The sequence below is a fragment of the Micrococcus sp. Mcc28 genome (assembly GCF_024519775.1).
Lineage (GTDB): Bacteria > Actinomycetota > Actinomycetes > Actinomycetales > Micrococcaceae > Micrococcus > Micrococcus luteus.
This window is the reverse complement of sequence record NZ_JALJRH010000018.1, coordinates 1-12,300: the sequence shown is the minus strand read 5'-3', so window position 1 is coordinate 12,300 and position 12,300 is coordinate 1. Positions and strand designations below refer to the sequence as shown.

General features: G+C 73.7%; 12 protein-coding genes. All 12 read left to right on the top strand.

What is annotated here, in order from left to right; genetic code table 11:
* The first annotated feature begins 41 nt into the window (after positions 1–41).
* Positions 42–416 (top strand): DUF485 domain-containing protein, encoded by a 375-nt coding sequence (locus tag NR073_RS09555; RefSeq protein WP_041104222.1) that lies wholly within the window; start codon positions 42–44, stop codon positions 414–416.
* On the top strand, positions 413–2,035 hold the full coding sequence (locus NR073_RS09550; protein WP_041104224.1) for a cation acetate symporter: 1,623 nt from the start codon (positions 413–415) through the stop codon (positions 2,033–2,035). The genes NR073_RS09555 and NR073_RS09550 overlap by 4 nt, the downstream gene beginning before the upstream one ends.
* Before the next feature lie 139 nt (positions 2,036–2,174).
* The gene (gene dxr, locus NR073_RS09545; protein ID WP_061866743.1) at positions 2,175–3,410 is read left to right on the top strand and encodes a 1-deoxy-D-xylulose-5-phosphate reductoisomerase; all 1,236 of its coding nucleotides are present in this window, start codon (positions 2,175–2,177) and stop codon (positions 3,408–3,410) included.
* A complete protein-coding gene (locus NR073_RS09540; RefSeq protein ID WP_061866732.1) occupies positions 3,407–4,774 on the top strand; it encodes an RIP metalloprotease in 1,368 nt (455 codons plus the stop codon). The genes dxr and NR073_RS09540 overlap by 4 nt, the downstream gene beginning before the upstream one ends.
* A gap of 105 nt (positions 4,775–4,879) precedes the next feature.
* Positions 4,880–6,064 carry a flavodoxin-dependent (E)-4-hydroxy-3-methylbut-2-enyl-diphosphate synthase gene (gene ispG, locus NR073_RS09535; RefSeq protein ID WP_061866731.1) on the top strand — a complete coding sequence of 395 codons (1,185 nt, stop codon included), beginning with the start codon at positions 4,880–4,882 and terminating at the stop codon, positions 6,062–6,064.
* Positions 6,039–6,971 (top strand): DUF4081 domain-containing GNAT family N-acetyltransferase, encoded by a 933-nt coding sequence (locus NR073_RS09530; RefSeq protein WP_061866742.1) that lies wholly within the window; start codon positions 6,039–6,041, stop codon positions 6,969–6,971. The genes ispG and NR073_RS09530 overlap by 26 nt, the downstream gene beginning before the upstream one ends.
* 119 nt (positions 6,972–7,090) lie before the next feature.
* Positions 7,091–8,917 (top strand): proline--tRNA ligase, encoded by a 1,827-nt coding sequence (locus tag NR073_RS09525; protein ID WP_256748787.1) that lies wholly within the window; start codon positions 7,091–7,093, stop codon positions 8,915–8,917.
* A 43-nt stretch (positions 8,918–8,960) separates the two neighbouring features.
* Complete coding sequence (locus NR073_RS09520; RefSeq protein WP_256748786.1) at positions 8,961–9,710, top strand: TSUP family transporter; 750 nt, start codon at positions 8,961–8,963, stop codon at positions 9,708–9,710.
* Positions 9,711–9,840: 130 nt separating this feature from the next.
* Positions 9,841–10,428 carry a ribosome maturation factor RimP gene (rimP, locus tag NR073_RS09515; protein ID WP_256748785.1) on the top strand — a complete coding sequence of 196 codons (588 nt, stop codon included), beginning with the start codon at positions 9,841–9,843 and terminating at the stop codon, positions 10,426–10,428.
* 1 nt (position 10,429) lies between these two features.
* The gene (nusA, locus tag NR073_RS09510; protein WP_036382605.1) at positions 10,430–11,416 is read left to right on the top strand and encodes a transcription termination factor NusA; all 987 of its coding nucleotides are present in this window, start codon (positions 10,430–10,432) and stop codon (positions 11,414–11,416) included.
* Between the two features lie 42 nt (positions 11,417–11,458).
* Positions 11,459–11,800 (top strand): YlxR family protein, encoded by a 342-nt coding sequence (locus NR073_RS09505; RefSeq protein WP_036314070.1) that lies wholly within the window; start codon positions 11,459–11,461, stop codon positions 11,798–11,800.
* A gap of 191 nt (positions 11,801–11,991) precedes the next feature.
* Positions 11,992–12,300: translation initiation factor IF-2 N-terminal domain-containing protein (locus NR073_RS09500; RefSeq protein ID WP_256748784.1), on the top strand; the 309-nt coding region annotated here is incomplete at its 3' end.

Sequence of the window (12,300 nt, the reverse complement as noted above, 5' to 3'; positions counted from 1 at the left end):
CTGTCTCACACTGATCCGTCCTACGCACCCCCGGAGGGCCCATGTCATCCAGCGAGCCCACGGCGCCGGTCCCCACGGCCGCGCAGTTCCGCGCCGCGCAGCAGTCCGAGGAGTTCATCGAGCTCCGGCGCACCCACCGATCCTTCGCCTTCCCCATGACCGTGGCGTTCTTCGTCTGGTACCTGGTGTTCGTGATCGTCGGCGCGTTCTTCCCCGAGTTCATGGCGATCCGCCTCGGCGGCAACATCACCCTCGGCCTGATCCTCGGCCTGCTCCAGTTCGTCACCACGTTCCTGATCACCTTCGCCTACGTCCGTTTCTCCAACCGGACCCTGGACCCCCGCGCCACCGCGCTGCGTGAGCGCCTCGAGCGCGAGGCCGCCGGCGCCCACGAGAACCCGGAGGCCACGCGATGAGCGCGCTCACCCCCCTGCTCCAGGCCGCCCCGCAGACGGTCGGCAACCCCGCCGTGAACATCGGCATCTTCGTCGCCTTCGTGGTGGTCACCCTCGTGATCGTGATCCGCGCGTCCAAGACGAACGCGTCCTCGGCCGACTACTACGCCGGCGGCCGCGGCTTCTCCGGCACCCAGAACGGCACGGCCATCGCGGGTGACTACCTCTCCGCGGCCTCGTTCCTGGGCATCGTGGGCGCGATCGCCCTCTACGGCTACGACGGCTTCCTCTACTCGATCGGCTTCCTCGTGGCGTGGCTCGTGGCCCTGCTGCTGGTGGCCGAGCTGCTGCGCAACACCGGCAAGTTCACCATGGCGGACGTGCTGTCCTTCCGCCTGCAGCAGCGTCCCGTGCGCATCGCCGCCGCCTTCGGCACCATGGCCGTCTGCCTCTTCTACCTCCTGGCCCAGATGGCCGGCGCCGGCGGCCTGGTGTCCCTGCTGCTGAACATCAACGACCGGGCCGGCCAGGCCCTCGTGATCGTGATCGTGGGCGTGCTGATGATCGTCTACGTGCTGATCGGCGGCATGAAGGGCACCACCTACGTGCAGATCATCAAGGCGATCCTGCTGATCGCCGGCGCGGGGATCATGACCGTGTGGTCACTGGCCCTGTTCGGCTTCGACTTCAACGCCATGCTGGGGGCCGCCGTCGAGATGAACCCGAAGGGCGAGGCGATCCTCGAGCCGGGCCTGCAGTACGGCGCCAGCGCGCTGACCCGCCTCGACTTCGTGTCCCTGGGCATCGCGCTCGTGCTCGGCACCGCCGGCCTGCCGCACGTGCTCATGCGGTTCTACACGGTGCCCACCGCCAAGGAGGCGCGCAAGTCCGTGGTGTGGGCCATCGTCCTCATCGGCGCGTTCTACCTGTTCACCCTCGTGCTGGGCTACGGTGCCGGCGCGCTGATCGGCCCCGAGCGCATCCTGGCCGCGCCCGGCGGGCAGAACTCCGCGGCCCCGCTCCTGGCGTTCGAGCTCGGCGGCTCCATCCTGCTGGGCCTGATCTCGGCGGTCGCGTTCGCCACCATCCTCGCGGTGGTCGCGGGCCTGGCCATCACGGCGGCGGCGTCCTTCGCCCACGACGTGTACGGCTCCGTGATCGCCAAGCACCCGCTCACCCCGCAGGAGGAGGTGCGGATCGGCAAGATCACCGTGGTGGTGATCGGCGTCCTGGCGATCGTCGGCGGCATCGCCGCCCAGGGCCAGAACGTGGCGTTCCTCGTGGCGCTCGCCTTCGCGGTGGCGGCCTCGGCGAACCTGCCGACCATCCTCTACTCCCTGTTCTGGCGGCGCTTCACCACCCGCGGCGCGGTGTGGTCGATGTACGGCGGACTGCTCTCCGCGATCATCCTGATCGTCCTGTCCCCGGTGATGTCCGGGACGCCGACCTCGATGATCCCGGGCGCGGACTTCGCGGTGTTCCCGCTGAAGAACCCGGGCATCGTCTCCATCCCGCTGGCCTTCTTCCTCGGCTGGCTCGGCTCGGTGACCTCGTCGCGCGCCGAGGACCCCGACAAGCAGGCCGAGATGGAGGTCCGCTCCCTCACCGGCATCGGCGCCGAGAAGCCGGTGCAGCACTGATCCGCGGCTGACCCGGTCCCACGGGGGCCGGCGGGGCGGGACGTCGGGGTGCGGCGTCCGTCCGGCCGGCCCCCCGTCCGTGTCCAGGCCCGACTGGCATCATGGCGGGGTGACGCACGGATCCCTCACCGACTACACGCTGCCCGCCCCCGCCCCGGCGGACGACGACGGCGCCCCGCGCGCCGTCGCCCTGATCGGCTCCACGGGCTCGATCGGCACCCAGGGCCTCGACGTGATCGCCCAGGACCCCGCCCGGCTCCGGGCCGTCGCGCTCGCGGGCGGGGCGAACACGACCCTGCTGGCCGAGCAGGCCGTGCGCTTCGAGGTCGAGGCGGTGGGCTCCGCCGCGGCGGGGGAGGAGGAGCTGCGCGCCGCCCTCGCCGACGCCGCCGCCCGCCTCGGGCGCCCGTCCCCCCGACCCGTGCTGTTCACCGGCCCGTGCGCCGCCGAGCAGATCGCCGCGTGGCCCGGCGCCGACACCGTGCTCAACGGGATCACGGGCTCGATCGGCCTGCGGCCCACCCTCGCCGCCCTGCACGCCGGCCACCGCCTGGCCCTGGCCAACAAGGAGTCGCTCATCGTCGGCGGGGCCCTCGTGAAGGCGGCCGCGGCGCCGGGCCAGCTCGTGCCGGTGGACTCCGAGCACTCCGCGCTCGCGCAGGCGCTGCGCGGGGGCACGGCGGACGAGGTCCGCCGCCTCGTGCTCACGGCCTCGGGCGGGCCGTTCCGCGGCCTGGACCGCGCCGCCCTGCACGCCGTCACGCCCGCCCAGGCCCTCGCCCACCCCACGTGGGACATGGGCCGCGTCGTCACCACCAACTCCGCCTCCCTCGTGAACAAGGCCCTCGAGGTGATCGAGGCCCACCTGCTGTTCGACGTGCCCCTGGACCGGATCGACGTCGTGGTCCACCCGCAGTCCGTGGTCCACTCGATGGTCGAGTTCGTCGACGGGTCCACGCTCGCCCAGGCCTCCCCGCCGGACATGCGCCTGCCCATCGCCCTGGGGCTGTGCTGGCCGCGCCGTCTCCCGGGCGCGGCCCCGGCCTGCGACTGGACGCGGGCGGCCACCTGGACGTTCGAGCCCCTCGACGAGGAGGCCTTCCCCGCGGTACGGGCCGCGAAGGAGGCGGCGGCCGCCTCGCCCACCCACATGGCCGTGTTCAACGCCGCCAACGAGGAGTCCGTGGACGCCTTCCACGCCGGCGCCCTGCCCTTCGACGGGATCGTGGACACGGTCCGCGCCGTCGTCGCCGACTATGCCCCCGAGCACGTGCTCGCCGCGGCCGGCCACGACCCCGCGCCGACGGGGCTCACCGTGGATGCCGTGCTCGCCGCCGAGGCCTGGGCGCGCCGTGCGGCGCGGGCCCGCTGGTGACCGTCGTGGAGATCCTCTGGTACGTCGCGGGCGTCCTCGCGGTCGCGCTGGGCCTGGCGGTCTCGATCGCCCTGCACGAGATCGGCCACCTCGTCCCGGCCAAGCTCTTCGGCGTGCGCGTCACGCAGTACATGATCGGCTTCGGCCCGACGCTCGTCTCGTGGCGCCGCGGCGAGACGGAGTACGGGTTCAAGGCCGTGCCGCTGGGCGGCTACGTCGCGATGATCGGGATGCTGCCCCCGCCGCGGCCCGGGCAGACGCCCCGCGCGGCGTCCACGGGCTTCGTCCAGCAGCTGGGCCGCATGGCCGACGACGCGCGGGCCCAGGCCGCCGAGGAGGTCCGCCCCGGCGACGAGCACCGCCGCTTCCTCGCCCTGCCGGTGTGGAAGCGGGTGGTGATCATGCTCGGCGGGCCGTTCATGAACCTGCTCATCGCGCTGGGCGCCACCGCCCTGCTGGTCACCACGGTGGGCACCTCGCAGCCCAGCACCACCGTCGCCGAGGTCTACCGGTGCGTGGTCACGATGCAGGAGCAGCAGGCCCGCGCCGCCTCCGGCGGGACAGAGGACTGCCGCCCGGGCGATCCCGCCGCGCCCGCCCACGAGGCGGGACTGCGCCCCGGCGACACCGTGCTCGCCTTCGACGGGCGGCCGGTCTCCGACTGGGACGCCCTCTCCGCCGCGATCCGGGACCGCGCCGGACAGCCCACCCGGATCGAGTGGGAGCGCGACGGCGAGCGGATGAGCGCCACCCTGACCCCGCGCCTGACGGAACGGCCCGTGACGGACGCGCTGGGCCGGCCCGAGCGGGCCCCGGACGGGACCGTGGCGACCCACGAGGTCGGGTTCATCGGCATGGGCGCGCAGCTCGAGACGGTCCGCGGCACCCCGCTCGACGCCGGCCCGCTCGTGGCCCAGCAGGTGCGGGGCGTCGTCGACGTCGTCCTCGTGCTGCCGCAGCGGCTGTGGGACACCGCCGTCGCCGTGGTGACCCCGGCCGAGCGCGACCCGGACGGCCCGATGTCCGTGGTGGGAGTCGGCCGGATCGCCGGGGAGGCGGCGGCGCTCGAGGAGGCCACGCTGACGGACAAGGCCGCCCTGCTGCTGTCCCTGCTGGCGGGCGTGAACGTGGCGCTCATGGTGTTCAACCTCATCCCGCTGCTCCCGCTCGACGGCGGCCACGTGGCCGGCGCCCTGTGGGAGGCGGTGCGCCGCGGCTGGGCCCGGATCACGGGCCGCCCGGACCCGGGGCCGTTCGACCTGGCCCGCATGCTGCCGCTGACCTACGCGGTGGGCGCGGCGATGCTGCTCATGGGCGTCATCCTGATCGTGGCGGACATCGTGGAGCCGGTCCGGCTGTTCTGAGCCCGGCCCGTTCGCCGTGGGCGGTCGCCCCGCGCCCCGGGGCGCCCGCGCGCCTAGGATGGACCGGAGAACCCGGCGGCCCCGCGCCGTCGACCCCGAGAACCCATGAGGAGCGCCCCCGTGCCCGTCAGCCTTGGAATGCCGTCCGCCCCGCCGCCCGTGCTGGCCCCGCGCCGCACCACCCGGCAGATCCAGGTGGGCTCGGTGGGCGTCGGCTCGCAGCACCCCGTCTCGGTGCAGTCGATGACCACCACCAAGACGCACGACATCGGCGCGACCCTGCAGCAGATCGCCGAGCTCACGGCCGCCGGCTGCGACATCGTCCGCGTGGCCTGCCCCACGGACAAGGACGCCGAGGCCCTCAAGGTCATCGCCCAGCAGTCCACCATCCCCGTGATCGCGGACATCCACTTCCAGCCGAAGTACGTGTTCGCGGCGATCGAGGCCGGCTGCGGCGCCGTGCGCGTGAACCCGGGCAACATCAAGAAGTTCGACGACAAGGTCAAGGAGATCGCGCAGGCCGCCTCGGACCACGGCACCTCCCTCCGCATCGGCGTCAACGCCGGCTCCCTGGACCCGCGCCTGCTGCAGAAGTACGGCAAGGCCACCCCGGAGGCCCTCGTCGAGTCCGCCGTCTGGGAGGCCTCCCTCTTCGAGGAGCACGGCTTCAAGGACTTCAAGATCTCCGTCAAGCACAACGACCCGGTGATCATGGCCCGCGCCTACGAGCTGCTCGCCGAGCAGGGTGACTGGCCGCTGCACCTCGGGGTCACCGAGGCCGGCCCGGCCTTCCAGGGCACCATCAAGTCCGCTACCGCCTTCGGCTACCTGCTCGGCCAGGGCATCGGTGACACCATCCGCGTCTCCCTCTCCGCGCCGCCGGTCGAGGAGGTCAAGGTGGGCCTGCAGATCCTGCAGTCCCTGAACCTGCGTGAGCGCAAGCTCGAGATCGTCTCCTGCCCCTCGTGCGGCCGCGCCCAGGTGGACGTGTACACGCTGGCCGAGCAGGTCACCGAGGGCCTCCAGGACCTTGAGGTCCCGCTGCGGGTGGCCGTCATGGGCTGCGTCGTCAACGGGCCGGGCGAGGCCCGCGAGGCCGACCTCGGCGTCGCCTCCGGCAACGGCAAGGGCCAGATCTTCGTCAAGGGCGAGGTCATCCGCACCGTGCCCGAGGACCAGATCGTGGAGACCCTCATCGAGGAGGCCAACCGGATCGCCGGTGAGATGGACCTGGGGGAGGACGGCGGTGACCAGGCTGCCGCCGGTGCCCCGGTGGTCTCCGTCCACTGACCGGGAGGTCCGGGCCGCCACGGGTGACCGCGTCCGCCTGCTGACCGACGCGGACACCGCCGCGCTCGCGGCCCTGTCCGCCCGTGCCCCCGTGTCCAACGTGTTCGTGGACTCCCTGCTCGAGGCGGGCCGCCTGGCCGGCCCGCGCGGGGGAGCGGCGGGCACCCTGTTCCTCGGGATCGACGACGACGCCCCGGGCGCCGGCGCGCTGCGCGCGGCCGTCTGGATCGGCTCGAACGTGGTGCCGGTCGCCGCGTCCGAGGCCCCGGACGCCGGCTGGGCGCCGGGCGACGCGGAGGCGCTCGGCGCGGCGGCCGCCGCGCTGCGCCGCCGGTACGGGTCGATCTACGGCCCGGCCGGTCCCGTGCTGGCCGCCGGCGAGGCCCTCGCCGCCGCGGGCCACCGGTCCCGGTCCGTGCGCCCCGACCAGCCGCTGCTCGTGCTGGGCACGGCCGGGGGGATCGACCCGAACCCGCACGTGGTGCAGGCGCAGCCACACGACTTCGCGCGCGTCCTGCCGGCCAGCGCGGCGATGTTCGAGGAGGAGCTCGGCTTCTCCCCATTCGCCGGGGGCGCGGCCCAGTACCGGGACCGCGTCGAGCGGCTGATCCACACCGGACGCGTCTTCATCGACCCGGGACCGCGCGACGCGGGCGGCCCGCTGCGCTTCAAGGCGGACATCGGGCTGCTCTCCTCCCGGTGCGCCCAGATCCAGGGCGTGTGGATGGCCCCCGCCGCGCGCGGCCGAGGACTGGCGGCGTCGGCGATGGCCGCCGTCGTGGACTACGTGCGACTCCAGGCGCCCGTGGTCAGCCTCTATGTCAACGCGTACAACACCCCCGCGCTGCGCACGTACGAGCGCGTGGGGTTCGAGCGGCGCGGCACGTTCGCGACCGTCCTGTACTGACCCGGCGGGCCCTGCGCGGGCGATAGGATCGGCGGTCAGGACGCCGGGCACCCCGTGCCGGCGTCGTCCCGTCCCGCGCGCCGCCCCGACCGCGCGAGCCCGTCCGAGGAGGCCCCGTCATGCCCCTGCGCATGTCCACCCTGTTCCTGCGCACCCTGCGCGACGACCCGGCGGAGGCCGAGGTGGCGAGCCACAGGCTCCTCGTCCGTGCCGGTTACATCCGTCGCGCGGCCCCGGGCATCTACTCGTGGCTGCCGCTGGGCCTCAAGGTGCTGGCCAAGGTGGAGCGGATCGTGCGCGAGGAGATGGACGCGATCGGCGCCCAGGAGGTGCACTTCCCGGCGCTGCTGCCGCGGGAGCCCTACGAGGCCACGGGGCGCTGGGATGAGTACGGCGACGGGCTGTTCCGCCTGCAGGACCGCAGGGGCAACGACTACCTCCTGGCCCCCACACACGAGGAGATGTTCACGCTCCTGGTGAAGGACCTGTACTCCTCGTACAAGGACCTGCCCGCGTACCTGTACCAGATCCAGACCAAGTACCGGGACGAGGCCCGCCCGCGCGCCGGCCTGCTGCGCGGGCGCGAGTTCATCATGAAGGACTCCTACTCCTTCACGGTGGACGACGCCGGCCTGGACGCCGCGTACGAGGCCAACCGGGCCGCCTACCTGCGGATCTTCGACCGCCTCGGCCTCGAGGTCGTGCCGGTGCGGGCCACCTCCGGTGCGATGGGCGGCTCCCGCTCCGAGGAGTTCCTGCACCCCACCGAGGTGGGCGAGGACACCTTCGTCGAGTCCGACGGCGGCTACCGCGCCAACGTCGAGGCCGTCACCACGGTGGCCCCCGCCCCGCTGGACGAGGCGGCCATGGCGGTCCTGCCCGCCGCCGAGGTCAAGGACACCCCGGTCTCCACCACCATCGCCGCGCTCGTGGACGTCGCCAACCGGCTGGCCCCGCGCGACGGCGAGCCGTGGACCGCCGCGGACACGCTCAAGTGCGTCGTGGTCACCGCGGTGGTGGACGGCGGCGAGCGCCGCCCGTTCGTCGTGGGCGTGCCCGGCGACCGTGAGGTGGACCTCAAGCGTCTCGAGGCCTCCGTGGGCCCGGCGCTCGGCGTGGTCGGCGAGCCCACGCTCGAGGCCGCGACCGCCGCGGACCTGGCCGCGCACCCCGCCCTGGTCAAGGGCTACATCGGCCCCGCGGCGGCCGACGCGGTCGAGGGCACCCCGGTCCTCGGCGCGGAGGGCTCCGTCTCGGGCCTGCCCTTCTTCGTGGACCCGCGCATCGCCCCCGGCACCGCGTGGATCACCGGCGCGAACGCGGACCAGCGCCACGTGTTCGGCCTCGTGGCCGGCCGCGACTTCACGTGGGACGGCGTGCTCGAGGCCACCGCGGTGCGCGAGGGCGACCAGGCCCCGGACGGCTCCGGCCCGCTGCACACCCGCCGCGGCATGGAGATGGGCCACATCTTCCAGCTCGGCCGCAAGTACGCCGAGGCCCTCGACCTGAAGGTCCTCGACGTCCACGGCAAGCAGGTCGTGGTGACCATGGGCTCCTACGGCATCGGCATCACGCGCGCCGTCGCCGCGATCGCCGAGCGCTACCACGACGACAAGGGCCTGGCGTGGCCGCGCGCGGTGGCCCCGGCGGACGTGCACGTCGTCGTCGCCACGAAGGGCGAGGACGGCCTCGCCGCCGCCGAGACCCTCGCCGCGGGCCTCGAGGCCGAGGGCCTGACCGTGCTCGTGGACGACCGTCCGAAGGTCAGCCCCGGCGTGAAGTTCAAGGACGCCGAGCTCATCGGCGTGCCCACCACCGTGGTGATCGGCCGCGGCCTGGCGGACGGCGAGCTCGAGCTCAAGGACCGTGCCACCGGCGAGGCGCGCCCCGTGCCCGTGGACGGGGCCGTCGCGGCGGTGCTCGCGGAGGTGCGCGACGGGCGCTGAGTGGTTCGGCGCCGTCGAGCTGACCGCCGGGCTGCTCGTCCTCGTGCTCGCCGCGGGCTTCGCGGCGGGCTGGATCGACGCCGTCGTGGGCGGGGGCGGGCTCCTGCAGCTGCCGGCCATGCTGCTCGTGCCCGGGCTGAGCCCGATCCAGGCCCTGGCCACCAACAAGCTCGGCTCGGTGTTCGGCACGGCGACGTCGGCGCTCACCTACCGGCGCCGCCTGCGGCAGGACCTGTCCACGGCACTGCCGATGGCCGCCGTCGCCTTCGCGGCGGCCCTGGGCGGGGCCGTGGTGGCCGCGCATCTGCCGGCCGGCGTGATCCGGCCCGTGATCCTGGCGGCGTTGATCGCCGTCGCCGTGTTCACGGCCGTGCGCCCGGGCCTCGGGCAGGCCGCCGGCGTGGGACCGCGGCGGCGCACCGCGCTGGCCCGGGCCGTGGCGCTCGGCGCGGTGGTGGGCTTCTACGACGGCGTCCTCGGCCCCGGCACGGGCACGTTCCTCATCCTGGGGCTGGTCCTGCTGCTCAAGTTCGACTTTCTGCACGCCTCGGCACAGGCGAAGGTGGTCAACCTCGCGACCAACCTCGGCGCGCTCGCGTACTTCGTGCCCTCGGGCCACGCGGTGCTGGGCCTGGGGCTGCTGCTCGGCGCGGCCAACCTCGTGGGCGGCTACGTGGGCGCCCGCATGGCGATCGCCCGCGGTACCGGCTTCATCCGGGTGGTGTACCTCATGGTGGTGGCCGCGCTCATCGTCAAGGTCGGCGCGGACACCCTCGCCCCGCTGCTGCGCTGACCTCGGCCCGTCCGACCCGGTCGGGAGCACTCGGCCACGCCGTGGGCCGCCGGTAGGCTCGGCCCCGGATCCCGACCCCGGCCCCCGCCCGCGTGGCGCGGCGGCCCCGACCCGACGAGTGAGGCACCCCATGGACAGCACCGACCGCCGCGACGACCTCGCCGAGCTGCGCACCCGCGTCGAGGAGGCCCTGGCGGCCGACGACGTGGTGGTGGAGCAGGTGCGCGCCACGGGCACCGCCGAGCACCGCACCGTCGAGGTGGTCCTCGACCGCGCCTCGGGCACCCGGGGTCTGAGCCTGGACGACATCGCCCGCCTCTCCGGCCGGGTCTCCGCCGCCCTCGACGCCCTGGGCGACCACGTGCCCGGCGTCGGCGCGGGGGAGTACCTGCTCGAGGTCACCACCGCGGGCGTGGACCGCCCGCTCACCGACCCCCGCCACTTCGCCCGCAACGTCGGCCGTCTCGTCGAGGTCTCGGTCGACGGCGCCGCGCCCGTGACCGCCCGCCTGAAGGACGTGACGGACGACGACGTCGAGCTGGCCGTGGTGCGCCCGCCCGCGAAGAAGGGCATGAAGGCCAAGGAGCTGCCCGCCGAGCGGGTCGCCCTCGACCGCCTCGGTCCGGCGATCGTGCAGGTAGAGTGGAGCCCCGCTCAGCAGGCCGGCGACGCCGACGCCGCCGCGGGCGAGGACACGGCCGAGCACACGGAGGCATGAGTTGGACATCGACATGAGCGCGCTGCGCATGCTGGAGGCGGAGCGGGAGATCCCGATGGACCGCCTCATCCCCACCATCGAGCAGGCCCTGCTCATGGCGTACCACCGCACCCCGGGGGCCCTGAAGCGCGCCCGCGTGGAGATCGACCGCGCGACCGGCCACGTCACCGTGTGGGCCACGGAGCTGGACGAGGACGACACGCCCATCGGCGAGTTCGACGACACCCCGAACGGCTTCGGCCGGGTGGCCGCCTCCACGGCGCGCCAGGTGATGATCCAGCGCATGCGCGAGGAGGACGACGACAAGGTCCTCGGCGAGTTCAAGGACAAGGAGGGCGAGCTCGTCTCCGGCGTCATCCAGCAGGGCCTGAACCGCCACATGGTCCAGGTGAACCTCGGCACCCTCGAGGCCGTCCTCCCGCCGCCCGAGCAGGTGCCCGGCGAGGACTACGCCCACGGCCGCCGGATCCGCGCCTACGTGGTCTCCGCGACGCGCGGCGCCAAGGGCCCGTCCGTCACGGTGTCCCGCTCGCACCCCGGCCTCGTGCGCAAGCTCTTCGAGCTCGAGGTCCCGGAGATCGCGGACGGCTCGGTCGAGATCACGGCCCTGGCCCGCGAGGCCGGCCACCGCACCAAGATGGCCGTGCGCGCCACCCGCCCCGGGGTGAACGCCAAGGGCGCCTCCATCGGCGAGATGGGCAGCCGCGTGCGCGCCGTCATGACGGAGCTCAACGACGAGAAGATCGACATCATCGACCACGTGGACGACCCCGCCGCGATGATCGCCAACGCCCTCTCGCCCGCCACGACCGTCTCGGTGGAGATCCTCGACGCGGACCAGCACTCGGCCCGCGCCGTGGTGCCGGAGTACCAGCTGTCCCTGGCCATCGGCAAGGAGGGCCAGAACGCCCGCCTCGCGGCCAAGCTCACGGGCTGGCGGATCGACATCGTCGGCGACGGGGTCACCACCTCCGCCCCGGGACGCTGACCGTCCCCGGGAACAGATCCGGGCCCGGACGCGCTAAGATGGATGAGGTCCTTTCTCGATCCGACGCCCGTGAGGGGTGAACGCATGACGTCTCGGACGGTCGTGCGCACCTGCATCGGATGCCGATCGAGGGCGGACCAGCAAGAGCTGGTGCGCGTCGCCCTGGACTCCTCGACGGAACCCCCATCCGTCGTCTGGGACCCGGAACGACGCCGTCCCGGCCGGGGTGCGTGGCTGCATCCCGGCGAGGACTGCCTCCTCCTCGCCCTGCGCCGCCGCGCGTTCGGGCGGGCCTTCCGGTCCGCCGTCGACGCCGACGCGCTGGGCCGCACCGCGGAGGCACCGGCTGACAGACCGACAGATGAAGGCGGGTCAGAGATCTGATGCGTACCCGATGAGCACTGAAGCATGAGTGCCCAGCGATGAACTTCACCCCCTGCTATCAGGCAGGCCGTGGTGCGCGTGCCCTGGTGGCGCGCGCGACGGCCTGGAGCAACGTCAACGGTCCCAGGACGCGCTGAGACGGACAGCCCGAGCGGCTCCGTTCCGGCCCGTGGGGCCAGAACAGGAGAACCGTGGCCAAGGTCCGCGTCCATGAGCTCGCCAAGGAGCTCGGCATCACCTCGAAGGAGGCCTTGAGCACGCTCAAGGAACTCGGCGAGTTCGTCAGCTCGGCTTCGTCCACCATCGAGCCCCCGGTGGTCAAGAAGCTGCGCAACGCCTACCCGGGCGCCGGCAAGTCCGCCGCCAAGCCCGGTTCCACGCCCGCCGCACCGGCCGCGGGCCGTCCCGCCGCGCCGAAGCCGGCGGCCGCCCCGTCGCCGCGCGCCGCTGCCCCCACGTCGAACGCCGGCGCCCCGGTGCAGATCGGAAGAGCACACGTC

Bases quoted from the DNA above. Each gene is read 5' to 3' on its own strand.
- rimP (WP_256748785.1), top strand. From the start codon at position 9,841: ATGGACAGCACCGACCGCCGCGACGACCTCGCCGAGCTGCGCACCCGC.
- NR073_RS09555 (WP_041104222.1), top strand. From the start codon at position 42: ATGTCATCCAGCGAGCCCACGGCGCCGGTCCCCACGGCCGCGCAGTTC.
- NR073_RS09525 (WP_256748787.1), top strand. From the start codon at position 7,091: ATGCCCCTGCGCATGTCCACCCTGTTCCTGCGCACCCTGCGCGACGAC.
- NR073_RS09505 (WP_036314070.1), top strand. From the start codon at position 11,459: ATGAGGTCCTTTCTCGATCCGACGCCCGTGAGGGGTGAACGCATGACG.
- ispG (WP_061866731.1), top strand. From the start codon at position 4,880: ATGAGGAGCGCCCCCGTGCCCGTCAGCCTTGGAATGCCGTCCGCCCCG.
- NR073_RS09550 (WP_041104224.1), top strand. From the start codon at position 413: ATGAGCGCGCTCACCCCCCTGCTCCAGGCCGCCCCGCAGACGGTCGGC.